Source organism: Streptomyces sp. UW30, assembly GCF_008042075.1.
In the GTDB taxonomy this organism is placed as follows: domain Bacteria; phylum Actinomycetota; class Actinomycetes; order Streptomycetales; family Streptomycetaceae; genus Streptomyces.
On the sequence record NZ_RDBN01000037.1, the window covers coordinates 1903454 to 1928690 of the forward strand.

Genomic DNA, 25237 nt, shown 5'->3' on the forward strand with positions numbered 1-25237 from the left:
GGCCACAATCGATCACCGGCCGGTCACATCCCGGCTTCCCCCCGGAGGGAACGCCGTCAACTGACGGCTACCCCACGTTGACAGGCTGACCGAGTGTTGGCCATGGCTTTCCCCGTCGATCTCCGCCGCTGCCAGATACTCGGTCTGGCCGGTACCGCCTTTCTCGCCCTGGGCGGTGAGACGTCCGGCGCGCTGCCGGTTCGGGAACTCCTGGCCCCGAGCTCGGCGCACGCCGCCCTCGGCCTGGTCGGCGTGTACTTCGGTGTCGTCCTGCTGATAGCGGCATGGCTGCTGCTCGGCCGGCTCGTGCGCAGCGCCGACCCGCCGACCCCGCGCGCCCTGCTGCTGGTCCTGGCCGTCTGGGCCACCCCGCTGCTGATCGCGCCGCCGCTGTTCAGCCGGGACGTGTACAGCTACCTGGCCCAAGGGGCCATGGTCGACGCGCACCTCGACGTCTACGCGTACGGCCCCTCCCACCTCGGCGGCCCGCTCGCGGACGAGGTCGCCCCGTTGTGGCGGCACACGGCGGCCCCCTACGGCCCGGTGTTCCTCGGTGTCGCCTCCGTGCTGTCCGGTGCGACCCGGGGCGAACTGCCCGCGGGGCTCATCGGCATGAGGCTGATAGCGCTGCTCGGAGTGGGGTTGATGGCGGCCGCGCTGCCGCGCCTGGCCCGGCACAGCGGAGCCGACCCGGCGGCCGCGCTGTGGCTGGGTGCGCTGAACCCGCTCGTACTGCTGCACCTGGTGGCGGGCGCCCACAACGACGCCATCATGCTGGGCCTGCTCGGCGCGGGTCTGGTCGCGGCGCTCGGCCGGTGGCCCATCCTGGGGGCCGTACTCGTGACGCTGGCAGCCCTCGTCAAGGCGCCCGCCGCGCTCGGCCTCGTCGCCGTCGTACTGCTCCAGATGCGGTCCGGCCACCACCCGGTGAAGGCCGTCCTGAGCACGGCGGCCGCGTCCGCCGCCACCACGGTCGCCGCCACGGCCGTGGCGGGCACGGGATACGGCTGGATAGGCGCCCTCGACACACCGGTCTCCTCGCAGAACTGGGCGCTCACCAGTCTGCTCGGCCGGGCCACCGAATCGATGCTGGAGCAGGCCGGCAGCGGTCTGGCACCGCTGGCCGTGCCGGTGTGGCACACCTTCGGCCTGATCCTCACCGGGGTCCTCGTGCTCCTCATATGGTGGCGCTGGCGTCCGCGCCCCGTGTACGCGCTCGGCCTGAGCCTGGCGGCCGTGGCCGCCTTCGGCCCGGCGATCCGCCCCTGGTACGCGCTGTGGGGCCTGTTCCTCATAGCGGCCGCGGCGCCCAGCACCTCGGTACGGCACCGCGTGGCGGCCCTCACCGGAGTGCTCGCGCTCGCGGTGCTGCCCAGCGGCAGCGCCGCGGACATCGGCCAGCTCGTGCTGGCGATCTCGGGCGGCGCGCTCGCGGTGGTCGTTCTGTGGCAGGCACATCTGGCCGCGCAGGCCCCGGCGTTGGAGCGCACCGCATGAAGCTGCCCCGCACCGATCGCGGCCGGCTCGCGCTCGTACTCGTGCTCGCCGCCGCCGTGATCGTCTTCACCGCGACCGTGCCGTTGCTGCGCGACTGGTTCGACCTGCGTGTCTACTACGGCACCATCGACAGCTGGATCCACCACAACGGCCGTATCTACGACTACCGGGTGCCCGGCACGACGTACGGCTTCACCTACCCGCCGTTCGCCGCGGTCGTGATGCTGCCCATGGCCCTCATGGATCTGCACGTCGCCATCGCGGTGGCGCTGCTGCTCAACCTGGCGGCGCTGGCCTTCGCGCTGCGCGTGCTGGCCGGGCGGGCCTGGCGGCGCTACGGCTGGTACGGCTGTGCGCTGGCCGTCTGCGGCCTGGCCCTGTTCGAGCCGCTGCGGGACACCTTCAGCTTCGGCCAGGTGAACATCCTGCTGCTGGCCCTCGTGCTCCTCGACTGCTGGTTGCTGGCGACGGGCCGGGAGCGCTGGGCGGGTGTGGGCATAGGCCTCGCGGCCGCGATCAAGCTGACGCCGGCCGCCTTCATCGGTCTGCTGCTGGTGGCCCGGCGTTGGCGCGCCGCCGCCGTGGCGACGGCCGTCGCAGCCGCGGCGACGGCCCTGGCGGCCTGGATCACGCCCGGCGCGTCCCGCTTCTACTGGACGCACGCCATGTGGGACACCACCCGGGTGGGTCGCCTCGACTATGTCTCCAACCAGTCGCTGCAAGGCATCCTGGCCCGGCTGGACGTGTCGAGCCGGGCCGTCTGGGCGGTCGTGGTGCTGGTCGTCCTGGGCGTCTGGGTGGCGCGCACCCGCCGGGCGGTCGTGGCGGGGGACTGGACGGCGGCGTTCGCCCTCACCGGGCTGACCGCCTGTCTGGTCAGCCCGATCACCTGGGTCCACCACCTGGTGTGGCTGCTGCCGTCGTTCGCCGTCCTCGTCCGCGCCGGGCACCGGCGGGTCGCCGCCGCCCTGTACGCGGCGCTGTGCACCAGCGTGGTGTGGCTGTGGTTCGACGACGCGTCCGGTGTCGACGGCTTCCTCGGCAGCAACACCTACGCGTGGATCACCCTCGGCCTGCTCCTGTGGCTGCCGGTCGGTCAGCTCGGCGCAGACCGCTCCACCCTGCCGCGCGTCACGAGCGACACGGCGCCGGCCCCCACCCCGGCGGCGCCCGCGATCGCGCAGGCCACCGCCCAGCCCGGCTCGCCCTCGGGCGCCACCGCCGCCACCACGGGCACCGTGCTGGGCCCCGGCCTCGGTCTGGCCCGCAAGCCGTCGAGCGACCCGACCGGCTCGACCCGCCCGGCCGCGCCGAACCCCCAGTCGAGCAGTTCGCCCGCCTCCTCGTAGACGGCGTGTCCGCCGCCCGACCGGGGGTTCAGCACCGTCACGACGAGGGTGCGACCGCCCCGGCGGGCGGCGGCCACGAGGGTGTTGCCGGCCTTGCTGGTGTAGCCGTTCTTGATGCCGATCAGGCCCGGGTACGGGTCGACGCCGTCCGCGCCGGTCAGCAGCCGGTTGGTGTTGCGGATCGGGTAGGCCCAGCCGCCCTTGCCCGGGAACGTCGCCTCGGCCGTGCCGCAGTACCGCGCGAACTCCGCGTTGCGCAGCCCCGCGCGGCCGAACACCGCCAGGTCGTACGCCGAGGACACCTGGCCGGGTGTGTCGTACCCGTCGGGCGACACCACCCGCGTGTCGAGGGCGCCCAGCGCACGCGCCTTGGCCTGCATCCGGGCGGCCGTGGCACGCCAGCCGCCGTTCAGCGAGGCCAGCACCCGCACGGCGTCGTTGCCGGAGCTGAGGAACACCCCACGCCACAGATCGGCGATCCGGTACGTACGTCCCTCGGCGACCCCGACCAGACTGCTGCCGGCCCCGATCCCGGCCAGCTCCTGCGCGCGCACGGTGTGCGGGACGCCGACGGGCATGGTCGGCAGCAGTGTGAGGGCGAACAGCGTCTTCAGGGTGCTGGCGGGCGGCAGCCTGCGGTGCGCGTCGTACGCGGCGAGCACATCGCCGGAGTCGGCGTCGGCCACCAGCCACGACAGCGCGGAGACACGGGGGAGCAGCGGCGCCCCGGAGTGGGGACGCAGCTGAGTGCCGGACCGGTACAGCAGCGCGGGTCGTGGGGGCGCCGCCGCTCGGGGCGCGCCGGGCGTGTCGGGGTCGTGCCCGTCGCGGGCGACCGCGGTGGCGGGCGCGAGCGCCAGCAGTCCGGCGGCGCAGAGCGCGCAGGTGGCCACGAGAGCCCGGAAAGTAAATCCGATCTTCATACTGCCAACGTAGGAACGGAGCCGCCTCAGACCGCGCTGCCCGGGCCGGTCGGGACGCGCGGGCACCCGGACGGGCGATACTCCGGACGGGTCACTCGCCGGGCAGCGTCGGCTGGATCCGCCGAAGGAACGTGGCGTTGTCGGGCGTCTCGCGCATGCGCTCCAGGAGCGTCTCCAGGTTGGTCTGGCCGTCCCGGGTCTGCAGCGCCCGGCGCAGGCCGCGGACGGTCGTCAACTCGGCCGGGGGCAGCAGGAGTTCCTCGCGGCGGGTGCCGGAGGGGTTGATGTCGACGGCCGGGAAGACACGGCGGAAGGCCAGATCCCGGTTCAGGCGCAGCTCCATGTTGCCGGTGCCCTTGAGCTCCTCGAAGTAGAAGTCGTCGGCACGCGAGCCGGTCTCCACCAGGGCCGTGGCGAGAATGGTGAGCGAGCCGCCCTCCTCGGCGAGGCGCGCGGCGCCGAAGAACCGCTTCGGCCCGTGCAGCGCCGCCGCGTCGACGCCGCCGCTCAGGGTGCGGCCACCGGACGCGGCCGCGTTGTTGTGGGCCCGGCACAGCCGGGTCAGGGAGTCGAGCAGGATGACGATGTCCTCACCCGCCTCGACGAGCCGCTTGGCCCGCTCGATGACGAGCTCGGCCAGCGCGATGTGCTGCTTGGGCGCCCGGTCGAAGGTCGAGGCGTACACCTCGCCCCGCACCGAGCGCCGCATGTCGGTGACTTCCTCGGGGCGCTCGTCGAGGAGCACCACCATCAGCCGGCACTCGGGGTGATTGCCCGCGACGGCGGCAGCGATCTGCTGGAGGAGGACCGTCTTGCCGGTCTTGGGCGGGGCCACGATCAGACCGCGCTGGCCCTTGCCCACGGGGGCGATCAGGTCGGCGACCCGGCCGGTCAGACCGGATGCCGGGTGCTCCAGGCGGATCCGCTCACGCGGGTGAAGCGGCGTCAGGTCGCCGAAGCGGCGGCGGTTCTTGTCCGGGGTGCGCCCGTTGACACGGGCGACGTCGGTGAGGGTGCGTCCCTCGCCGCGTACGGCGTCGACCAGGTCGCCCTTGCGCAGGCCGTAGTGGCGGATCAGCGCGGGGGAGACCGGAAGGTCGGTGGGGGAGGGGTGCAGGTGCTCGGCGCGCAGGTGTCCCTTGCCGTTCGCGTCGATGTCGAGCACGCCCGTGACGGCACGGACCGGGGGCTGCTGTTGTACTGGGGGGTTTTCGAGAGTGGTGGTCATGGTGGTGGGTCCTTTCAAGGACGGAAGGCATGAGACATGCGAAGGAAGGGATGAGCCGCGGACTTCGGGAAGGCGGACAGAGCGCCTTCGGGCGGCGGAAACAGCACGTCGAAAGCAGCGGAACGCTGGTCACGAGGTGGTGATGAGAAGCCGGTACACCGACCGGCGAACTGAGCGAGTAACTGGCACCGGCGCCCTGAACCGGGCGTACACAGGTGCTAACGGGACGGTACCACGGTGCTTCAGCGCGTGGCGAGCAGTCCGTAGAGGAGCGGGATGCGCGGCTCGGGCAGCCGCCACCAGCCGGAAGGAGTGCGCTCCATCCGCGGCCAGCGCTGCCAGGGCAGCTCGTCGCTCTCCGTGAGGCGCCGGATGGTCAGTCCCGCATGCGTCAACGCGCCCAGGACCTCTCCTATTCCGTGCATCCACTCGTAGCTGTCGGTGGCGCCCGTCACGGCCGGGCCGTCCGTGTAGGTGTGCGTCGCGTCCCGGCGCACGGCACCGTCGCCGCCCAGGTAGTCGTGGCGCAGGAGCAGCTCCGGCCCCTCGCCCGGGCCCGGCTTGGGGCCGAGGGAGTTGAGCAGCGGATGGAACTCCGCGATGTACAACCGCCCACCCGGACGCAGGAGTCGGGCCACCACACCCGCCCAGCGGTCCAGGTCGGGCAGGTAGCACAGCGCGCCCTTGCCGGTGTAGACGACGTCGAACTGCCGCCCGTCCAGGGCCGCTACGGCGTCGTACACGTTCGCCTGTACGTACGTGACGTCCAGCCCCGCCTGCTGGGCGATGCCCCGCGCGGCGGCCACCGACGCCGCGGAGAAGTCCAGGCCGACGACCCGTGCCCCGCGCTGCGCGAAGGCGATCGTCTCGGTGCCGAGGTGGCACTGGAGATGGAGCATGTCACGGCCGGCCAGCTCACCGAGGTCGTCCCACTCGAAGGAGGCGAACCAGCGGGCGGGGTCGAGGTCCTGCTCGATGCCGTAGAACCGGCTGGCGACGTGGACGGGTGTGCGGGCGTCCCAGTTCGCCTGGTTGGCCGACATCATCCGCGCGTGCTCGTCGGTGGTCATGAGGACATCCAACCGTGCCCGGCCCGCGCCGGGTGGCAGAAATACCGGTACGGGGACGCCCCGGACGTCGATTCGGGCCGGCCCCGCTCGCCGGTCGGTCCTCACACGGACCGGGCCTGCGCCTCCTTCTCGATCTGCTCGAACTGCGCGCCCATCGCCTCGGCCAGTGCGTGCGCGCCCGACAGCGGCCGGACCATGACCATGAAGTCCTCGATGAGCCCCTCCTCGTCCACCCGGAGGAAGTCGCAGCCGGTGATCTCCCGGTCACCCACCCGCGCGGTGAAGACCAGCGCGTGATCACGGCCGTCCGGGTCGTTGATCTCCCGCACATAGCGGAAGTCCTCGAAGACCCGCACGACACCGCGCAGGATCGCCGCCGTGATCGCCTTGCCGACGTACGGCTTGAACACGACCGGGCTGGTGAAGACGACGTCCTGCGCCAGCAGGACCTCCATGGCATCGGCGTCGCCCGCCTCGACCGCCTCGCGGAACGCGCGCATCGGATCACCTCATAGTCAATTAGTTGAGTAGGTGCGGAAGAGAATAATCACCTGCTGTTACGGTGTCCACATGTCCCTCAAGTACGCCGTGCTGGCCGCCCTCCTGGAGGGGGAGGCCTCGGGCTACGAGCTGTCCAAGGTCTTCGACATCTCGTTCGCCAACTTCTGGCCCGCGACCCCGCAACAGCTCTACCGGGAGCTGGAACGTCTCGCGCAGGACGGCCTCGTCGAGGCCCGTTTCGTGCAGCAGGAGCGGCGGCCCAACAAGCGGATGTTCACGCTCACCGAGGCCGGACGGGAGGACCTGCGGACCTTCGCCGCCGAGCCGCCCCGGCGGCCCACCGCCATCCGCGACGAGCTCCTGATCAAGCTCCAGGCGATGGAGGACCCCGAGGCCACCCGCGCCATGATCGAGGAGCGCATGACGTGGGCGCGCGGCAAGCTCGGCCGCTACGAACGCGTCCGCGAGCGTCTGCTCGACGGCCGGACCGAGGAGGAGTACCTGCGCCGGTCGGACCGCGTCGGCCCGTATCTGACGCTGCTGGCCGGCATCTCCTTCGAGGAGCAGATCCTGAGCTGGTGCGAGCGGGTCCTCATTGTCCTGAAGCAGCGCGTGGCGCAGGGGTGACGCGCATGTTCAGCCCCGAAGGCCCCTCCCTGCGCGAACTCGCCGTCCAGGCCCTGTCGTCGGTCGAGCGCGGATACGACCTGCTGGCCCCGAAGTTCGACCACACGCCGTTCCGTACGCCTGACGCGGTGCTCGACGCCGTCACGTCGTCGCTCGCGCGCAGCGGCCCGTACGACGACGGTCTCGACCTGTGCTGCGGGACGGGCGCCGGCGTGGAGGTGCTGGCCGAGCTGTGCCGGCGCAGCGTCGTCGGCGTCGATTTCAGCGGCGGCATGCTGGAGGTCGCGCGGCGGCGGGTGGGGGCCGGGGAGCGACGTGCCGGGGAGTCGGATGCGGGGGAGCCGTCTGTCGGCTGGGTCCGTGCGGACGCACGTGCCCTGCCTTTCGCCTCCGCCTTCGACCTGGTGGTGAGCTTCGGGGCGTTCGGGCACTTCCTGCCCCGCGAGCTGCCGGGTCTGTTCGCGCAGGTCCACTCCGTCCTGCGGCCCGGCGGCCGTTTCGCCTTCCCGGTGGTGGCCCCGCCGAGTCCCGGGTCGGTCGCCTACTGGATGCTGCTGGGCTTCGACGCGGTGATGCGGGTGCGCAATGCCGTGTGGCGGCCGCCGTTCGTCATGTACTACCGGGCCTTCCGGCTCGGGGAGGTGCGCCGCGAGCTGGCCCGTGCCGGGTTCGAGGTGGAGCTGCGGTCCCTGCCCGAGTTCGGGCGGCGGGGCGACGGGAGCCCGCGGGTGCGGATGGTCGTGGCGCGGCGCCCTTCGCGGGTGGAGCCCACCCGGTCCGGATGCTGACCGCGCACTACCTGGCTCCGGTCGACGACAGTCCCCTGCACTTCTCCGGCGCCGCCCCCGGTGCCGTCGCACGACGGGCACCCCGTCCCGCGGGTTCCCGGGCCCCAGGACTGCCGCGAGCTTGAGCTGCCGGTCGAACTGGCGCCGTTCGCCCGGCAGTTGGAGATCCGTCCCGCCGCGGAGACCTGCCGCTCGCCGGAGGGGACCGGGCCGAGCTGACGGCATGGCTCCGCTTCCGGGACGGCCGCGCTCCGACGCTCTTGCGGTCGTCACGCTCACCGACACCCTGCCACCCGCGCTCACGAAGGCTGGGCCCTCGTCCGGATCCGTACCGAACACGCGGGCAGCGGCTGGGCGATCGACGACAGTGCCGTCCGGTCGGAGGACGGACGGCTGCTCGCGCTCGCCCGGCAGCCCCGGGTGGTGCGCGCTCAGCCCGCCGCGGGCAGCGTGAACTCGTAGACCAGGGCGTCCTGTTGGGCGTCCACGACGAGGTCCGTGATCTCCAGGGGGCGGGCGTACTGGTCGTGGACCCGCCGGGTGACGCGCACCGCTGACGCGCCGGGGAGCCGGGTGATGGCATCGCGGTGGTGCAGGCAGAGGCCCGCCCTGCGCATCCAGTCGTAGGCGCGGCGCAGTTGGGCCGAACCGGCGCTGTCCGTGCGGTCGCGGTAGCGGGCCAGCTCCGCCACCTCGGCGAGCGCCACCGCCGAGAACGACGTCACGGCTGTGCGCCGGCCACGTCCGTCGGCGTCCGCGGACTCGTAGCGGTGCACCAGGGTCCGGCAGCGCGGGGCGAGCCCCAGGGCCTCGGCGTGCTCGGGCGAGGGGGTCTCCCAGGCGACCGTGGCGCGGTCCGCGGCGCCCGGACCCGCGGACCGGGCGCCGACCGGGAAGGTGAGCGAGGTCGCGGTCTCGACCGGCAGGCCGGGCAGCGTGGCATGGCTGCCCCGCCGGTCGGTGGCGACGAGGCCGCTGCGGCGCAGCACCTCCAGCGCCTGTCGAACGGTCTCCCTGCTGACCCCGAAGTGCTCCGCCAACTGCCGTTCTCCCGGCAGTCGTTCGCCGGGCGGGACCGTCCCGTCGCGCAGCTCGCCGAGCAGTTGGGTGGCGATCCGCCAGTACAGCGGCTGTTCCTCGGTGAGCGGGCGCTCGTGCGGGGTGGTGCGGGCCATGCCGCGCCTCCTGTTGGTGACATGTTGTAGCCGTGCGGGCTCCTTGCGTCACCAGATCTAAGCAGTGGTCTAAACCACCAGGGAAGGGCGGCCTCTCACTTCGGCCGAAACCGCCCGCGCCGACGGGTCGTCACAGGGCGCTGTACACGGCGTCGATCAGCGCCATCTTCCGCGGGTCGTCCGCTATATGAGGCCCCATCCGGTTCATCGTGTAACCCAGCGACACCCCGGCCTCCGGGTCCGCCAGGCCGCACGAGCCGCCGAAGCCGTCGTGTCCGAAAGCCCGCGGGTTGGGTCCGTACGAGCCGTTCGGCCCGCTCAGCCACAGGCCGAGGCCGATCTCGGTGTCGTTCGCGAACCCGGCGCCGAGCACCAGATCACGGCAGCCGCCCTGCCCCTCGCGCACCCGCTCGGCCGCCTCGGGGGACAGGACACGGTGGCCGTCGTACGACCCTCGCCCGGCGAAGATCCCGTACAGCGCCGCGACCGCCCGCGCGGTCCCGTGCCCGTTCGCGGCGGGGATCTCGGCGGCCCGCCACTCGGGCGAGTTGGCCTGTGCCGCCCCCAGGATCGGGTTGGTCAGCGCGGCCAGGGCGACGGGCGCCAACTGGCTGAAGATCGCCGCCTGTTCACTGGTCCGCTCGACCGCCGGCTGCACCAGCTCGGCCACCCGCCCGGCCTCCTTGCCCGGCAACCCGATCGCGAAGTCGATGCCGAGCGGCCCCGTCACCTCCCGCTCCAGGAAGGCCCCCGGGAGCAGCCCCGACACCCGTCGTACGACCTCTCCGACCAGGAAGCCGTACGTGAACGCGTGATACCCGGACCGCGTCCCCGGCGCCCACCAGGGCTCCATCGCCGCGAGCCGCCGAGTCGTCAGGTCCCAGTCGCAGAGCTGCTCGAACGAGTGCGGCTCCCGCAGCCCGGACAGACCGGCGCGGTGCGACAGAAGATGCCGCACGAGGATCTGCTCCTTGCCTGCGGCGGCGAACTCCGGCCAGTACCTGGCCACCGGCGCGTCGAGGTCGAGCAGGCCCCGGTCGGCGAGGATGTGTGCGCACAGCGCCGTCGGGCCCTTGGACGTAGACCACACGTTGACCAGCGTGTCGCGCTCCCAAGGCCGGTCGTGCGCCGGCTCGGCCCACCCGCCCCACAGGTCCACGACCGTCCGGCCGTCGATCGTGACGCAGACCGCGGCGCCCAGCTCTTCGCGCTCCAGGAAGTTCGCCTCGAACGCCGTCCGCACCGCCGCGAACCGCGGATCGCACTGCCCCTGCACCTCTGCCACGTGCTGCGCCATCGGTCCACCCCTTGTCGTCCGCCGGAAGCCCGGGCCACGACACCGCGCCGCGGGCTCCCCGAACGTACCGACTGGTCGGACTGGACGGAAGGAGTGCGGACGGCCGAAGTCACCCGAGGAACAGCGTGTCCTCCGGTTCCCGGTGCCCCTCGACCGTGTGCCAGTAGTCGCGGGTCTCCACCGCCAGCCCCGCGGCGTCGAAACGCGCGAGGACACAGCCGGCGAGCGTGATCGGCGCGCCCTCCTCCTCGGCGAGCACCCGGAACTCGGCCACGGCCACGCCGCCCGCGCCGACGACCGGGGCGGAGAAGCGCACGTCGGTCACCCGCTCGGCCGCGAACGACCAGCGCAGATACTCGGCCAGTTCGGCGCGCCCCCGATGCGGCTCGCGAAACGGCATCGAGCGGTGGACGCAGCTCTCGGCGTACAGCTCCAGCAGCGCGTCCACGTCGTGCTCGGCCCAGGCCCGCCGCCAGACGCGGACGAACCGCTCCGCAGCCTCGCGTGTCTCCATGGCGAACCCTCAGGCGTGCGTGCGCAGCCAGTCCAGCTTGGCCGCCTCGTGGAACGGGCCGCCGCCCTCGTGGTCGTTGAAGTCGTACACCTCGATGGCCTTCTCGTCGTGGGCCCAGGCGTTGAAGGCCGCGAAGACGGTGGAGGGCGGGCAGGTCTGGTCCTCCAGGGCCGCCGAGAAGAGGGCGGGTGCCCGGCCACGGGCCGCGAAGTGGACGCCGTCGAAGTAGGACAAGGTGCGCAGGGCGTCCCCGGTGCGGCCCCGGTGCGTCTTGAGGTAGAGGCCGATCTCGCGGTACGGGTGACGGTCCGTGAGAGTCGCCGCGCGCGGGAAGTCGCACAGGAACGGCACGTCCGGGGCGATCGCCGTCAGGTCGGGGACCAGGCCGCCGACCGCGATCGTGATGCCGCCGCCCTGGCTCGCGCCCAGCGCGATCGTGCGGGAGGCGTCGGTGAGGGGATGCGAGCGGGCGGCCTCGACGGCACGGACCGCGTCCGTGAGCACCCGGCGGTAGTAGTAGTTCTCGGGCGCTTCGATGCCCCGCGTCATGTACCCGGGGTACGCCGGCGCGGCTCCCACCGGGTCCGGTGTCCCGCCGCCACCGCCCCACGCGCTGCCCTGGCCGCGCGTGTCCATCATGAAGTGCGCCCGGCCCGTGGAGGCCCACAGCAGGTTCTCGTGGGGCAGGCCGCGCCCGCCGCCGTAGCCGATGAACTCCACGACCAGCGGCAGCGGCTCGGTGGCTCCGGCCGGCAGCCGCAGCCAGCCCTTCACGGGGTGCCCGCCGAACCCGGCGAACGTCACGTCGAACACCCGCACCGTGGACAGCCCCGCGTCGACCGGCTCGAAACGGGCGTCCAGGTCGTGCTCGCGCGCTTCCGAGAGGGTCTTGGACCAGAACGAGTCGAAGTCCTCGGGCTCGACGGACTCACTGCGGTACTCGCGCAGTTCGTCGAGCGGAAGGTCGAACAGTGCCATGACGGACCGCCTTTGCGGAGAGTGACTGCGGGTGATCACACCGTACGTGGGTGATCGGAGGACTCGCCAGATCTTCGCCGTGCCGTGTGCCTACGATGGCGCCATGACGTCTGCCGTCGATCCTCCGGTCAAGGTCGCGGACCTGCTGGTCAGGGATGCCGCACTGCTCGTCGTGGACGGAGGGCGGGAGATCCCGGGCGGCTGGCTGGCCGTCACCGATGGTCGGGTGACCGATGTCGGCCCCGCCGGGAGCGAGCCCGACGCCCGCACGACCGTCTCGGCGGCCGGACGGCTCGTCACCCCGGGCCTGATCAACACGCACCATCACATCTACCAGAACCTCACCCGCTCCTACGCGCCCGCCGTGAACGGCTCGCTGTTCGACTGGCTCACCACCCTCTACCCGCTCTGGGCGCGTCTCGACGAGGAGGCCGCGTACGTGTCGGCCTACGTCGGTATGGCCGAACTCCTCATGGGCGGCTGCACCACGTCCGCCGACCACCTCTACGTCCATCCCCGCCCGCACCTGGTCGACGCCGAGATCCGCGCCGCCCGCGACATCGGCTTCCGCTTCCATGCCACCCGCGGCTCCATGACCCGCTCGGTCGAGGACGGAGGGCTTCCGCCGCGGAGCGTCACGCAGACGGAGGACGAGGTCCTCGCCGACAGCGAACGGCTGATCACGACGTACCACGACCCCGGGGCGGGCGCCCTGGTGCGCGTCGCGCTCGCGCCCTGCTCGCCCTTCTCGGTCACCAAGTCCCTGATGACCGCCACCGCCGAACTCGCCGAGCGGCACGACGTACGACTGCACACCCACCTCGCCGAGGACCACGACGAGGACGTCTACTGTCTCGAGACCTACGGCTGCCGTCCCGTCGAGTACTTCGAGCAGACGGGGTGGATGAGCGACCGCAGCTGGGTCGCGCACTGCATCTACCCGACCGGCGACGAGCTGCGCCGCCTCGCCGCCGCGGGCGTCGGCGTGGCGCACTGCCCCAGCTCCAACATGCTCATCGGCGGCGGCACCGCGCGCGTGACCGAGATGCGCGAACTGGGTCTGCCCGTCGGCATCGGCTGTGACGGCTCCGCCTCGACGGACCACGCCTCCCTCTGGATGGAGACCCGGGCCGCACTGCTCCTGGGCCGCTACCGCGGCGGCCCCGGCGCGATGACCGCCCGCGACGCCCTCGACATCGCCACCCGAGGCTCGGCACGCTGCCTGGGCCGGGACGACGAACTCGGCCATCTGCGCCCCGGCGCCTGCGCCGACCTGGTCGTCTGGGACCAGCACGAGGTCGCCCTGGCCGGCGCACTGAGCGACCCGGTGGAGGCCTGGCTGCGATGCGGGCCCGCCCGGGCCTGGACGACCGTGGTGGGCGGCCGGATCCTGGTCGACCGCGGTGAGCCCCGGCTGCCGGGGCTGGCGGACGCGTTGCGGGTGCACGGCGGGGTGGCACGGGGGATGCAAGGGGACCGATAGCGGGAGGCTGCGGGGCGGACGGCGGGCGAGGCGTGAGGGGCGCGCGGCTCCGAGGAACCGACGGGGTGACACGGGGGCGCGGCAAGCGGTCGGCACGGGACAGGGCACCCGGGTGCCGCCAGGCAGGGCGAACGGCACCGCGGGTCGCGGGTCAGGTCGGACGGCAGTCAACGGCGGCACCAACCGGACGCAGCAAACTCATCCGGCTCAGCACCGGACCGCCGATCAGCCGAAGCGCTCTATCCGGATCCGTCCCACCGGCTGGCCCGCCGCCACGAGCAGCCGCGAGGCATGCTCGGCGAATCCGTTGGAGCCGCACACATAGGCCTCCCACCCACCAGGAGGCTGCTCGGCCAGGAGCGGCGCCACATGTGCGGCGGCCATACGTCCCACGGCCACACCCTCCGGTGCCCTCCGCGTGAACACCGGCGTCGTCTCCACGCCGTACTCCCGCGCGTAGATCAGCTCCTCGGGGCTGCGCGCCGACACCAGCAGCCGCAGCGGCACGTCCAGTCCCCGCGTCCGGTGGTGCCGCACCATCGACATCAGCGGTACGACGCCGGACCCGGCACCGACCAGCAGTGCCGGCCGGTCCCCGGGCCAGGCGAAGAAGCCGCTGAGCGGGCCGCGCACCTCGACCGTGTCACCGGGCTCGGCCACGGTGTGGAACCAGCCGGAGACCTCACCGCCGTCCACATGGTCGATGGTCAGCTCGATGTGCCCGGAATCGTCGGGCGCCGACGCGATCGAGTAGTGGCGCCCGGCCACATAGCCGTCCTCGGCGGTGAGCCGCAGCATCAGGTGCTGGCCGGGCAGATGGCCCGCCCAGTCGGGCACCGCGAGCCGGAAGGTCGCGGCATGCGGGGTCTCACGGCGGATCTCGGTGATCGTGGCCGTCTGCCACAGCGCCGCGGCCTGCTCGCTGACGGCGATCCGCCCGGGCACGGCGAACCGGGTCTGCGGAGTGTACGTTTCGGCTGCCTCAGTCACCGGAGTACCGCTGCTCCTCCCAGGGGTTGCCGCGGGCGTGGTAGCCGTTGCGCTCCCAGAACCCCGGCTCGTCGTGGTCGAGGATGCGCAGACCCGCGATCCACTTCGCGCTCTTCCAGAAGTACAGGTGCGGCACCAGCAGCCGCGCCGGACCACCGTGCTCCGGAGCGAGCGGCCGCCCGTCGTACTCCCAGGCGATCCAGGCCCGCCCACCGGTCACGTCGGCCAGCGGAAGGTTGGTGGTGTAGCCGGTGTGCGAATAGGCGACGACATGTGTGGCCGACACATGGGGCCGGACCACACTGAGGAAGGAGTCCAGCGACACACCTGCGAACCGCACACCGAACTTCGACCAGCTCGTCACGCAGTGAATGTCGCCCTCGTACACCGAGGACGGCAGCGCGTGGGCCTCGTCCCAGCCCCAGCTGTGCGGCTCCTCGACCAGCCCGTCCACGCGGAACGACCACTCGGCCGGCGTGAGCTCGGGGGTGACCTCGGCGGACAGGACGGGCCAGTCGTCGCCCGCGTCGTACTGACCGGGCGGCAGCGCGTCGTTGCGGACGCGTGCGCGCCCGGTGAAGCCTCGGGTGACGTTCATGCGGGTGGTGCCTCCAGGCCGTCGTGGGCGACGGCCCGCGGGTCGAGCGTGATCGGTACGTGCTCCGTACAACCGTACGCGCTCCGGCGGGGTCGTCCCACGGAGGGCCGGGAACTGCCTGCCGGCGACCGTGATCGTTGGGGTAATGTTGCTGTCCGGCCGGGACAGCCCCGGCCTTGGGAGAGACCCGGGAGGTGAGACCCATTACCGCTGTGTCAGGTCGGGTGCTCTCACCTCGGATCGGCGCGGATCACCGCCGGTAGGCGGCCGCGAGAGCACCCTTCGGCTTCCGAAAGGCTCTCGGCTTCCATGCCCCCTCTGTCTCCTTCCTCGCCCGTTTCCCCCTTGCCACTCCCGTACGACGCCGTCGTGGGCGCGCTGCGCGCCGCAGGCTGTGTCTTCGCCGAGGACGAGGCCCGGCTGATCCGGGCCGCCGCCCGCACCCCCGACGAGCTGGCCGCCATGGTGGACCGGCGCGTCACGGGCCTGCCCCTCGAACTCGTCCTCGGCCGGGCCGAGTTCCGCGGCCTGCGCATAGCCGTCGAACCCGGTGTCTTCGTGCCCCGCCGCCGTACCGAGTTCCTGGTCGAGCAGGCCCTCGCCACCGCACCCGACGCGTCCGTCGTCGTGGACCTGTGCTGCGGCTCGGGCGCGGTCGGCGCGGCCCTGGCCGACGCACTCGGCACCCGCGGCCCGATCGAGCTGCACGCCGCCGACATCGACCCGGCGGCCGTGCGCTGCGCCCGCCGCAACATCGCCGCCTACGGCGGTCAGGTACACACGGGCGACCTGTTCGAGGCGCTCCCTGACAGCCTGGCCGGACGGGTCGGCATCCTCGCGGCGAACGTGCCGTACGTGCCCACCGGCGAAGTCGGTCTCCTCCCCGCGGAGGCCCGCGATCACGAACCGCGCGTAGCCCTCGACGGAGGCCCGGACGGCCTGGACGTCCTGCGCCGGGTGGCCGCCGAGGCGCCCCGCTGGCTGGCCCCCGGCGGCTGTCTGCTGATCGAGACGAGCGAACGGCAGGCGCCGACGGCCCTGGATGCCTTCATCGGCAGCGGGCTGTCGGCGCGCCTGGTCGTTTCCGAGGAGCTGTACGCGAATGTCGTGATCGGCCGCAACTGAGCCTGCCGACGGGCGGGGCGCAGGGCCGGGTCAGGTCGTGGCGCCGCTGTGCGACCGACTCTCCGAGGGGCCGGAACCGGGCCGGTCCCAGTGACGAGGTCCGGGGAACTTGCCCCGCCAGTCACCCGGCCCTGCGTCCCGGTCCTTGCCCTTCTCCCTCTTCCACTCCTCCCAGTTGCCCGCGAGAACACGCGAGGCCGTCCTGGTGTCGTCGTCGGACCGCGTGCCGACGAGGAAGATGTCGTCGCCCTTCTTGAGGTCACCGGTGCCGGAGCCCTTGTCCCCGTCGTGCCGCACGGTGGTGTCCGAGCCGACGGTCCACGTCCACTCGGCGCCGTCCTCGCTCTTCACCGTGACCTCGTCGCCGTCGACCTTCTCGACGGTGCCGCGCTGCCAGATCCGTACGACCCACTCGTCGCTGTCGGGGTCCTTGACCGTCGACTCGCCGTGCACGCCGCCTCCGCCGAGGCCGAACCACCGGCCGGGCCCGTGCCGTTCGCCCGGCGTGCCCGGTGACGGCGATGCCGGCCCGGACGCGGCAGGTGAGGGCCCGTCCCCGGAGCCCGAGGAGGTCGCGGCGTAGGCGACCGTACCGCCGAGGGCCAGCGCGGCGACCGTGGCCGCCGCGGTCACCGCCCTGGCACGGCCGGACCGCCGCTGCCACAGCCCGCGCGGCGCCGCCCCGCGCGGCTGCTCCCGCCCCGGGCCGCCCGGTCCCGTCAGGACCTCGAAGTCGGTGCCGGCCGGTTCGCCGCCGTCCTGGTGTTCGTGATCCGGATCGTGTGTCACCGCTCGCTCCTCTCGGTCACGCCACCCGGCATCCCCATGCCATGCCTTGCTGTGATTGTGGGGTGCGAACCATAAGGAACCAGTAATCAGTTCCTGTGAAAAGGGGCGTCCGCTCCTGAGCGTGCGGTCGGAGTTCGGCCGTCCTGGCCGATTCACGAGTACTTTCCGATTCACCTAAACGTGCCCCGAAATGGGTCCGTATAAGCGCTGCTTTGGGAAGTCGAAAGCTTCCATACGGGGCCAAATCGAGACCTCTGTACGGCGAATGAACGGGCATCGGGCCGTCGGTCCTCGCCGCACCTCGGAACACCGTCCTCGGCTCCGCCACTGGTCGCGCCACAAGTCCGAGCGGGCGGGCGAGGCGCGCTCGCTCCGCTCCGGGTCGCAGGTTTCGGCCCGGGGCGCACCGAGCGGTGCCCTGCGCACCTTGTGAGGGGCGGTTGCTGGCTGCACGATCGGCGTCGCTCGAACGAAAGTCCACTCCGGAGCGATCGACCAGAGGAGACCCCTGTGACGACCGACCGCATCAGCCTCAGCCCCGAGGCCGCCCGGCAGCTAGCGACCACGACGAAGACGACACCGCAGATGCGTGGTGTCACACCGCGCTATCTGCTGCGGGCTCTTCCCTGGGTCGATGTGGAATCAGGTGTCTACCGCGTCAACCGGCGCCGCACCTACGTCCTCGGCGACGACCGCATCAGCACCCACGCCGACGACGAAGGTTCGCGCGTCATTCCCGGCGACTTACGCGAGATCTCGTATCTCCGCGACACCGATGACGCGCTGCTCGGCCAACTCGCCGATGCCTTCACGGAGATGAGCTTCGAGCCCGGTCAGGTGCTGGTGCGCGAGGGCGACACCGCCGAGCACCTCTGGGTGATCGTCCGGGGTCGCGCCGAGAAGCGGACCACCGGACGGTACGGCGACGAAGCGCTCATCCAGGTCATCGGCGACGGGCAGTACTTCGACCTGGAGGCGTGGACCAAGGGTGAGCCCATGCCGTACGCCGTGAAGGCCGTCACGCCGGGCGTCGCCCTGCGCGCCGAGCGTTCGGCGCTCGCCGGGCTCATGGACCGCGACGAGACTCTGCGCGGGGCCGTGGACTCGTACGCGGCGGGCGGCATGCCCACACCCGGCGCCGAGGCGCCGATCGACCTGAGCGGCGGCCATGTGGGGGAGGTCGACCTGCCGAGCACCTACGTGGACTACGAGGACGCGCCGCGTGAGTACCACATGACGCTCGCGCAGACCCGGATGATGGTGCACTCCCGCGTCGCCGACCTCTACAACGGGCCGATGGACCAGACGCGTACGCAGGCCAATCTGACCGTCCAGGCCCTGCGTGAGCGGCAGGAGAACCTGATGCTCAACCACCCCGAGTTCGGGCTCCTCCACAACGTGCCGGCCGGCCAGCGCGTGCAGGCGCGCACCGGTGCGCCCACCCCTGACGACCTGGACGAGCTGCTCGCGAAGGTGTGGAAGCAGCCCGCCTACTTCCTCGCGCACCCGCGGGCGATCGCCGCGTTCGGGCGCGAATGTACGCGGCGGGGAGTGCCCCCGGTGACGGACAGCCGGTTCGGCAGCCCCCTGCTGACCTGGCGGGGTGTGCCGCTCCTTCCCTCCGACAAGGTGCCCTGCCCGAACGGCTCCGGCGACGTCGCGGGGACCACCGAGATCCTGCTGATGCGGACCGGCGAGGCGGAGCAGGGTGTGGTGGGGCTGCGTCCCGCGGGGGTGCCGGACGAGGTCGAACCGGGCCTGTCCATGCGGAACATGGGCATGGACCAGAAGGGCATCACGTCGTACCTGATGACGGCCTACTTCAACACCGCAGTGCTGGTGGACGACGCCATCGCCGTGCTCCAGAACGTCGAGGTGTCCAAGTACCATGACTACTCCTGACGTCACGGCGTGGCCGGACGGGTCGGCGGACCCGGCCTCCCGGTTGCGTCAACCGGGCGGGTTCAGCGCCGAGTTGGTGCGACAGGACTTCCCGATCCTGCACCGCACCGTCAACGGCCGTCCCCTGGTCTGGCTGGACAACGCGGCCACGACCCAGAAGCCGCGTCAGGTCATCGAGGCGCTCGCCGCCTACTACGGCGCCGCCAACTCCAACATCCACCGCGGCGCCCACACCATGGCGCGGGAGGCCACCGAGGCGTACGAGGCGGGCAGGGCGGCCGTCGCCGACTTCCTCGGCGCCGCGGACCCGGGCGACATCGTCTTCGTACGCGGCACCACGGAGGCCATCAATCTCGTCGCCCAGAGCTGGGGCCCGGCCAACCTCGGGCCCGGGGACGATGTCCTGGTGCCGGTCCTCGAGCACCACTCGGACATCGTGCCCTGGCAGATGATCGCCCGGCAGACCGGCGCGCGGCTCGTGCCGATCCCTCTCACGAAGGACGGGGAGATCGACCAGGACGCGTACCGCGACCTGCTGTCCTCGCGGACCCAACTCGTCGCGATCAGCCATGCGTCGAACGTCCTCGGCACCGTCCCGCCGGTCAAGGAGATGACGGCACTCGCGCACCGCTACAACGCCAAGGTGCTGGTGGACGGCGCCCAGGCGGTCGCTCATTTCCCCGTCGACGTTACTGACCTGGACGCGGACTTCTATGCGTTCTCGGGCCACAAGCTGTTCGCGCCGACCGGCATCGGCGCCCTGTACGTGAAGCCGGACGTCCTCGCGGGGATGGCACCGTGGCAGGGCGGCGGCAACATGATCGAATCCGTGGCCTTCGGGGAGACCACCTTCGCGCCGGTCCCGCACAGGATGGAAGCCGGCACCGGCCACATCGGCGGAGTCGTCGGACTGCTCGCCGCCCTGAACTGGCTGACGTCCCTCGACCGCGAGGCCGTCGCGGTCTACGAGGGGGACCTCATGGCGTATGCGCGGGAGGCCCTCGCCACGGTTCCCGGGCTCGAGTTGATCGGCTCGGCGCCCGATCGGATCGCGGTGCTCACCTTCACGCTCGCCGGGCAGGACCCGGCCGCCGTCGCGGACTGGCTCGACCGTGACGGGATCGCCGTCCGTGCCGGTCATCACTGTGCCCAGCCGGCTCTCGCCCACTACGGACTTCAGTCGGCGGCGCGCGCCTCGCTCGCGCTCTACAACACCTACGGGGAGGTGGACCAGCTCGTCGCCTCGCTGCGCAGACTGCAAGAGGCCGGCTGACGACGGGAGCCGGAACTGATCCGGGTTCGGGGCCGCGCGACCGGAGACGGCCGCACGGCCCCGGATTCTGCGCGTCCGGGCCGGTGTCCGCGGCGGGCGAGAGGATCGTTCGGTTCGCTCAACCCGTGGGCAGCACACGTGCGATGAGCAGTGCCACGTCGTCGGAGTTGTCGGGCTGGTGCAGGGTGCGCAGGAGCAGGTCGCAGCACTCCTCCAGCGGGCGGTCGGGGTCGTCGAGGAGCTCCAGGAGGGCGTCGAGGCGCTCGTCGAGGGGATGCTGGCGGGTCTCGACGAGCCCGTCGGTGTAGAACACCAGCTGGTCGCCCTGTTCGAGGGCCACGGTCGTCGTCGAGAAGGCGACGCCGCCGACGCCCAGGGGCGCCCCCGTGGGCAGTTCGAGGAGCTCCGGAGCGTGGCCGTGGCGGACGCGCACGGGCGGCAGGTGCCCGGCGTTGGCGATCCGGCACTGCCGCAGCCGCGGGTCGTAGACGGCGTAGACGCAGGTGGCGATGGAGTGGTCGAGGCCCTCGGTGATCTTGTCGAGGTGCTCCAGGAGCCGCGTCGGTTCGAGGTCCAGGGAGGCCAGCGTGTGGGTCGCGGTGCGCAGCCGGCCCATCGTCGTGGCGGCGTCGATGCCGCTGCCCATCACGTCACCGACGACGAGCGCGGTCTTGCCGTCCTCCAGCGGGATCACGTCGAACCAGTCGCCGCCGACCTCCGCGCCGGCGCCCGCCGGCTGGTAGCGGGAGGCGACCTCCAGGCCGCCGGTCACCGCGGGGTGGCTGGGCAGCAGGCTGCGCTGGAGGGTCAGGGCGGTGTCGCGGGCGTTCTGGTACCAGCGGGCGTTGTCGATCTGCACAGCCGCGCGGGCCGCCAGTTCCCGGGCGAGCAGCATGTCGTCCTCGCTGAACGGCAGCGGATTGCGGGTGCGCTTGAGGTCGAGGGCGCCGAGCACCTCGCCCCGCGCGATCAGCGGCACCGCCAGATAGGAGTGCACGCCCGCGCGGCCCAGCTGCACCGCGGCCTCGGGGGAGCGGGCGATGCGCGGCAGGTCCTGCTCCTCGACATGGGCGACCAGGACGGGACTGCCGGTCCGTACGCACTCGGTGACGAGGCGGTCCGGCCCGTAGCGGGCGACCTCGCCTGGCGGGTCGGCGGCGTCGAGCGCCTCCGTGGCGTGGTCGGCCTGGACGGCCAGGGCGCGGATCACCGCGGACTCGGCGGGGCCGAGGCTGCTGCGTCTGCCCACCACCACGGCCTCGAGCAGGTCGACCGCCGCGATGTCGGCGAGCTCCGGCACGGCCACGTCGGCCAGCTCGCGTGCCGTGCGGTCCAGGTCCAGCGTGGTGCCGATCCGCGCCGAGGCGTCGGCGATGAGTGCCAGTCGCCGGCGTGCCGTCTCGGCCTCCAGAGCGGCCTCGTGCTGCATGGTGATGTCCACGGCCATCCCGGCGACACCGAGCACCGTCCCGGCCGTGTCCTCCAGCCGGTACAGCGAGACGGACCAGTAGTGCTCCCGGTCGGGATCCGCCGGGGTCCGGCCCACGATGCGCTGGTTGACCCGCGGATTCCCCGTCCGCAGCACGTCCAGCAGCGCCGCCTCGATCGCGTCTGCGTCGACATCGGGCAGCAGCTCACGCGGTGTGTGGCCGATGTGGTCCTCGGCGGGGATGCCGTTGAGCAGCGCCAGGGCCGCGTTGACCGAGACGTACCGCAGCTCGGTGTCCAGGACGGCGAGCCCGACCGGAGCCTGGGCGATCGTGCGCGTGGAAAGGGCGACGTCCCGCTCCAGCCGGCGGACGGTCGTCTGGTCGGCGCACAGGCCCAGCGCGTAGATGTCCCCCTGGTCGTCCAGCAGCCGCATGTTGCGGAACTCCACCAGGCGCGTGCCGCCGTCCTTGCGCCGAATCGGGAACGCACCGGCCCAGCCCTCACCGGTCTTCATGACGTCGGCGAACAGTTTGACGACCAGGTCCACGTGCTGTTCGTGAACCATGATCTGGGCCGCGTACTGGCCCAGCGCCTCCTGCGCCGAGTAGCCGAACAACTCCTCGGCCTGCGGGCTCCACAGCACGATGCGCCCCTCGATGTCCAGCACCACCGAGGCCACGCCGAGCACGTCGAGCAACCCGCTCGGGCCCATGGGCCCGCGCACCGGCTCGCCGCCCTCGGCGCCGGGAAATTCGGCTGGAGACATCCCACGCACCGCCTTCGCCGCTCCTTGCGGCACGCCGTTCCCCCGTGCCGACTCCCCTTGTTCTATCGCGTTCAACCGTCTCCGGGCCCCCTCGGTCGCTCACCTCCACCATCCCTCAACACGACGGCGAACGTCCGATGAAGTCAGCACCGGGGCACGCGACTGTGGCCGATCAGACAGCGGGCGTTCTTTCTTTGGTCTGTACATGACCACATCGCCCGGCCAGACTGTCCGCCGACACACCCCCACCCCCCTGAGGAGTCGCTCCCATGGCCCTGCGTGCCCGGCAACGTTGTCATGCCGCTCTCACCGGCCTCGTCGCCCTCGCCTCCGCAGCCGTGCTGTCCTCCGCGGCGCCCGCGCAGGCCGCCGACACCTGGACGGAGGCGGGTTCCGACCGAGCCGACCCGCTGACCGAGAGTCAGGGTCTGACCTCCGTCGAGGTCCCGGCGAACAGCCCCAACCGCTACACCGGCATCGGCACCATCCCCGTCTCCGTGTCCAGCCGCGGCTGGAACCACGTGGGCGACCCCGACGCCTCCTACAACGGCTACTACGTCGAGCCGTACCAGGCGGACTCGGGCACCGCGAAGATGTTCCGGGTGCAGGCGCCGAACGGGACCTGGTCGGAATACGTCCACGCGCTGGGCTCGGGCGAGGCGCTGAACAACTCGTTCGTCGCGATCTCTCCGGGCGGCCAGTGGATGGTCTCGGGCGAGTGGGGCACCATGACCCGCCTGCTGGTCCACCCCACCCCCGGCGTCAACCCGAGCACCTCGCCCTCGGCGAACCTCCCCTGGACCTCCAGCATCCGGCTCGACCACGCCGTACGTGACGTGCAGGGCTGCGACTTCCTGAGCGCCACGACCCTGCTGTGCTCCTCCGACGACCCGGCGGGCACCCTTTTCGGCATGACCAAGCCGCTGCTGCAGATCGACCTCTCCGCCGAGCCCGGCAGCTCCGACGTGACCGGCCATGTCACGGCCCTGCGCCAGCTCCCGCTGCGCAGCTCCTGCTCGGGCGGGTTCGAGACGGAGGGCATCGACTACGACCGCCGTACCGGCACTCTGCGCGTGATCGTGATCTCGCCGGGCTTCTGCGTGCTGACCGACAGCAAGACGTACAAGTTCACGCGCGGCTGAGGCTCGCACGGGCGGGCTCCGCCGGTAGTGCTCCGGCGCGGGTGGTGCTTTTCTTGGGTTGGGGTCCGGTTCCGCGGGCTACTCGTGGCACCGCGGCGCGGCCACGAGAGGAGCGGTCACGATGCGACGTGAACGACTGCACGAGGAGCCCGTCTCCGTCGAGATCAGCGGATGCAGCAAGGAAGACGCCCGGATCGTGTTCGACGCGCTGTGCACGTGCTTCGAGTCCGACCGGGCCCCCGAGGACGTGCCGCAGCAGCTCCATGAGACGCGCCCGATGGTGTGGCTCGGCACGTTCGAGGTGACGGACGCCCAGGAGTGCCCGGCGCCGGCCCGGCTCTCGTCGTCCGTCGAGGCCGACGCGCAGGGCGGCTACTGGGCCATCGAACGGCTGCGTACGACCCTGGACTCCCTGTTCACGGTGCATGACCTCACCTCGGCGTCGGGTGACCAGGAGCGGGAGCTGCACGTGGTGCTGAAGAGCCGCCCCGGCCTTGCGTGAGCGGGTCCGGCGTGACCGAGTCCGGCAAGGGCGAGCTCGGTCATGACGGGCCCAGCAGGGCGAGCAGGGCGCGCCGGTAGGCGGCGTGGACGGCGGGCAGGTCCTCGAGACAGGCCCGCTCGTCCACGCCGTGCAGCCCCGCGTAGCGCACCCCGAAGCCCGCTGTGGCCGGGATGCCCTCGCCTGCGAGCAGGTTGCCGATGTTCGAGGGGCCCGCGGTCCTGGGCCGGACGGTCAGCCCCTCCCGCACCGCGGCGTCCAGGAGCGCCGCCGCGGGCTGCTGCCCTTCGGCCAGCCGATACGGCGGCCAGGACGCGACCGCATCGATCGAGGTCGGCCGCGGCGAGGGCACGTCGGCGTCCAGCTCGCCCACCGCCTCGCGGACCAGCCGTTCGGCGGCGCGGGCACCGAAGCCGGGAGTGGTGCGGATGTCGATGCCCAGCTCGCACAGGTCGGGCACGACCGAGAAGCCCTGGCCACCGTGGCAGGACGTCACCGTCAGCTTCGGCGGCAGCGGGAACTCACCCTCGGCGCCCGGAAGCTCGGCCTCCTCCAGCAGTCGTACGAGACGCGCCGCGCGCGAGACCGCACCCGGCGTCGTGCGGCGGGACCCCGAGTGGCCCGAGGCCGCGTGCACGGCGATCGTGGCGCGCCACAGGCCGCGCCCGCCCACCACGACCTCGTCGAGCCCCGGGTAGCCGATCATCACGCCGGACGGACGGACCGCCGCGGCATCCGCCAGGTAGGCGCGGGCACCGCCGAAGCCGCCCGTGTGCTCGTCGACGTCGAGGAGCACCGCGAGCCCGCCGTGCAGGTCGGCGGCCCGGCCGTGCAGTTCTGCCGCGATGGCGCAGAACAGCGCCGCGGCGAGCTTGGAGTCCGCGGCGCCCCTGCCGCGCAGCCAGCCGTCGACGACGTCGCCGCAGTCCGGCGGGAACGACCAGGCAGCCTCGTCCCCGTACGGCGCGGTGTCGACGCAGGCGTCCAGCGCCCACCAGGGGCCGGGCCGGCCGCCCGCGACCTCGATCAGCAGACCGACGGTGCCGCCCCGGTCGCCGCGGAGGCGGCGATACGCCAGCCCGCGCCCGGCGAGCCAGTCCTCCAGGACGCCGAGGACGGGGCCGTAGTCGTCGATCCCGGCGCGGCTGGAGCGGCGGATCAGTCGCTGGGCGAGATCGATCACGTCGGCGTGTGCGGTCATGGGGCCACTGTGCCCGAAGGCGGCCGGTGCCCGAGGGCGGGTGTCCGGTGGGCGGTGCCCTGGGGTGGCCGGTGTCAGTGGCCGGTGT

23 protein-coding genes and 1 pseudogene are annotated in these 25237 nt (G+C 72.3%); 11 read left to right on the forward strand and 13 right to left on the reverse strand.

The window, feature by feature from the left end; all coding sequences use genetic code 11:
- The first annotated feature begins 102 nt into the window (after positions 1 to 102).
- The gene (gene mptB / locus EAO75_RS27460; RefSeq protein ID WP_147997684.1) at positions 103 to 1497 is read left to right on the forward strand and encodes a polyprenol phosphomannose-dependent alpha 1,6 mannosyltransferase MptB; all 1395 of its coding nucleotides are present in this window, start codon (positions 103 to 105) and stop codon (positions 1495 to 1497) included.
- Positions 1494 to 2846 carry a glycosyltransferase 87 family protein gene (locus EAO75_RS27465; RefSeq protein WP_147997685.1) on the forward strand — a complete coding sequence of 451 codons (1353 nt, stop codon included), beginning with the start codon at positions 1494 to 1496 and terminating at the stop codon, positions 2844 to 2846. Before mptB ends, EAO75_RS27465 begins: the two co-directional genes overlap by 4 nt.
- Positions 2847 to 2929: 83 nt before the next feature.
- Here the strand turns inward: EAO75_RS27465 and EAO75_RS27470 are convergent.
- The 4 genes and pseudogenes from EAO75_RS27470 to EAO75_RS27485 all read right to left on the reverse strand — a co-directional run.
- Positions 2930 to 3769, reverse strand: a pseudogene (locus EAO75_RS27470) (D-alanyl-D-alanine carboxypeptidase family protein); the annotation flags it as partial.
- Between the two features lie 91 nt (positions 3770 to 3860).
- Entirely contained in the window at positions 3861 to 4997 is a 1137-nt protein-coding gene (gene rho, locus EAO75_RS27475; protein ID WP_147997686.1) for a transcription termination factor Rho, read from the reverse strand.
- A gap of 242 nt (positions 4998 to 5239) precedes the next feature.
- Positions 5240 to 6067, reverse strand: a complete 828-nt coding sequence (locus tag EAO75_RS27480; RefSeq protein WP_147997687.1) for a class I SAM-dependent methyltransferase — start codon at positions 6065 to 6067, stop codon at positions 5240 to 5242.
- A gap of 101 nt (positions 6068 to 6168) precedes the next feature.
- Entirely contained in the window at positions 6169 to 6567 is a 399-nt protein-coding gene (locus EAO75_RS27485) for a nuclear transport factor 2 family protein (protein WP_147997688.1), read from the reverse strand.
- A 70-nt stretch (positions 6568 to 6637) separates the two neighbouring features.
- Here EAO75_RS27485 and EAO75_RS27490 point away from each other — a divergent pair, with 70 nt between their 5' ends.
- The 3 genes from EAO75_RS27490 to EAO75_RS48295 all read left to right on the forward strand — a co-directional run bounded on the left by EAO75_RS27490 (position 6638) and on the right by EAO75_RS48295 (position 8445).
- A complete protein-coding gene (locus EAO75_RS27490) occupies positions 6638 to 7195 on the forward strand; it encodes a PadR family transcriptional regulator (RefSeq protein WP_147997689.1) in 558 nt (185 codons plus the stop codon).
- Positions 7196 to 7200: 5 nt separating this feature from the next.
- Entirely contained in the window at positions 7201 to 7983 is a 783-nt protein-coding gene (locus EAO75_RS27495) for a class I SAM-dependent methyltransferase (RefSeq protein WP_147997690.1), read from the forward strand.
- A gap of 324 nt (positions 7984 to 8307) precedes the next feature.
- Positions 8308 to 8445: a hypothetical protein gene (locus EAO75_RS48295; protein ID WP_315987411.1), complete on the forward strand. Its 138-nt coding sequence runs from the start codon at positions 8308 to 8310 to the stop codon at positions 8443 to 8445.
- Here the strand turns inward: EAO75_RS48295 and EAO75_RS27505 are convergent.
- The 4 genes from EAO75_RS27505 to EAO75_RS27520 form a co-directional block, all read right to left on the reverse strand.
- A complete protein-coding gene (locus EAO75_RS27505) occupies positions 8415 to 9158 on the reverse strand; it encodes a GntR family transcriptional regulator (RefSeq protein WP_147997691.1) in 744 nt (247 codons plus the stop codon). The two genes, EAO75_RS48295 and EAO75_RS27505, sit on opposite strands and share 31 nt — an antisense overlap.
- Before the next feature lie 130 nt (positions 9159 to 9288).
- Complete coding sequence (locus tag EAO75_RS27510; protein ID WP_147997692.1) at positions 9289 to 10455, reverse strand: serine hydrolase domain-containing protein; 1167 nt, start codon at positions 10453 to 10455, stop codon at positions 9289 to 9291.
- A gap of 109 nt (positions 10456 to 10564) precedes the next feature.
- The gene (locus EAO75_RS27515; RefSeq protein ID WP_147997693.1) at positions 10565 to 10969 is read right to left on the reverse strand and encodes a nuclear transport factor 2 family protein; all 405 of its coding nucleotides are present in this window, start codon (positions 10967 to 10969) and stop codon (positions 10565 to 10567) included.
- A 9-nt stretch (positions 10970 to 10978) separates the two neighbouring features.
- Positions 10979 to 11947: an acetylxylan esterase gene (locus EAO75_RS27520; RefSeq protein WP_147997694.1), complete on the reverse strand. Its 969-nt coding sequence runs from the start codon at positions 11945 to 11947 to the stop codon at positions 10979 to 10981.
- Between the two features lie 103 nt (positions 11948 to 12050).
- On the opposite strand from EAO75_RS27520, the gene EAO75_RS27525 reads away from it, so the two are divergent.
- On the forward strand, positions 12051 to 13430 hold the full coding sequence (locus tag EAO75_RS27525; RefSeq protein ID WP_147997695.1) for an 8-oxoguanine deaminase: 1380 nt from the start codon (positions 12051 to 12053) through the stop codon (positions 13428 to 13430).
- A gap of 225 nt (positions 13431 to 13655) precedes the next feature.
- Here the strand turns inward: EAO75_RS27525 and EAO75_RS27530 are convergent, their stop codons facing one another.
- Both EAO75_RS27530 and EAO75_RS27535 read right to left on the reverse strand, forming a co-directional pair.
- Positions 13656 to 14420 (reverse strand): ferredoxin reductase, encoded by a 765-nt coding sequence (locus EAO75_RS27530; RefSeq protein ID WP_147997696.1) that lies wholly within the window; start codon positions 14418 to 14420, stop codon positions 13656 to 13658.
- Complete coding sequence (locus EAO75_RS27535; protein WP_147997697.1) at positions 14413 to 15018, reverse strand: sulfite oxidase-like oxidoreductase; 606 nt, start codon at positions 15016 to 15018, stop codon at positions 14413 to 14415. The genes EAO75_RS27530 and EAO75_RS27535 overlap by 8 nt, the downstream gene beginning before the upstream one ends.
- 309 nt (positions 15019 to 15327) lie before the next feature.
- On the opposite strand from EAO75_RS27535, the gene EAO75_RS27540 reads away from it, so the two are divergent.
- A complete protein-coding gene (locus EAO75_RS27540; protein WP_147997698.1) occupies positions 15328 to 16143 on the forward strand; it encodes a putative protein N(5)-glutamine methyltransferase in 816 nt (271 codons plus the stop codon).
- 30 nt (positions 16144 to 16173) lie between these two features.
- Here the strand turns inward: EAO75_RS27540 and EAO75_RS27545 are convergent, their stop codons facing one another.
- Complete coding sequence (locus EAO75_RS27545; protein WP_147997699.1) at positions 16174 to 16932, reverse strand: hypothetical protein; 759 nt, start codon at positions 16930 to 16932, stop codon at positions 16174 to 16176.
- 510 nt (positions 16933 to 17442) lie between these two features.
- Here EAO75_RS27545 and EAO75_RS27550 point away from each other — a divergent pair.
- Both EAO75_RS27550 and EAO75_RS27555 read left to right on the forward strand, forming a co-directional pair.
- Positions 17443 to 18834: a family 2B encapsulin nanocompartment shell protein gene (locus tag EAO75_RS27550; protein WP_261989423.1), complete on the forward strand. Its 1392-nt coding sequence runs from the start codon at positions 17443 to 17445 to the stop codon at positions 18832 to 18834.
- Positions 18821 to 20107: a cysteine desulfurase gene (locus tag EAO75_RS27555; RefSeq protein ID WP_147997700.1), complete on the forward strand. Its 1287-nt coding sequence runs from the start codon at positions 18821 to 18823 to the stop codon at positions 20105 to 20107. The genes EAO75_RS27550 and EAO75_RS27555 overlap by 14 nt, the downstream gene beginning before the upstream one ends.
- Before the next feature lie 118 nt (positions 20108 to 20225).
- Here the strand turns inward: EAO75_RS27555 and EAO75_RS27560 are convergent, their stop codons facing one another.
- Complete coding sequence (locus tag EAO75_RS27560; RefSeq protein ID WP_147997701.1) at positions 20226 to 22304, reverse strand: SpoIIE family protein phosphatase; 2079 nt, start codon at positions 22302 to 22304, stop codon at positions 20226 to 20228.
- Between the two features lie 269 nt (positions 22305 to 22573).
- On the opposite strand from EAO75_RS27560, the gene EAO75_RS27565 reads away from it, so the two are divergent.
- Both EAO75_RS27565 and EAO75_RS27570 read left to right on the forward strand, forming a co-directional pair.
- The gene (locus tag EAO75_RS27565; RefSeq protein WP_147997702.1) at positions 22574 to 23446 is read left to right on the forward strand and encodes a hypothetical protein; all 873 of its coding nucleotides are present in this window, start codon (positions 22574 to 22576) and stop codon (positions 23444 to 23446) included.
- A 121-nt stretch (positions 23447 to 23567) separates the two neighbouring features.
- Complete coding sequence (locus tag EAO75_RS27570) at positions 23568 to 23948, forward strand: hypothetical protein (RefSeq protein WP_147997703.1); 381 nt, start codon at positions 23568 to 23570, stop codon at positions 23946 to 23948.
- A gap of 40 nt (positions 23949 to 23988) precedes the next feature.
- On the opposite strand, the gene EAO75_RS27575 is transcribed toward EAO75_RS27570, so the two are convergent.
- Positions 23989 to 25149, reverse strand: coding sequence for a M20 family metallopeptidase (locus EAO75_RS27575; RefSeq protein WP_147997704.1), 1161 nt, complete (start codon positions 25147 to 25149; stop codon positions 23989 to 23991).
- Positions 25150 to 25237: the final 88 nt, after the last annotated feature.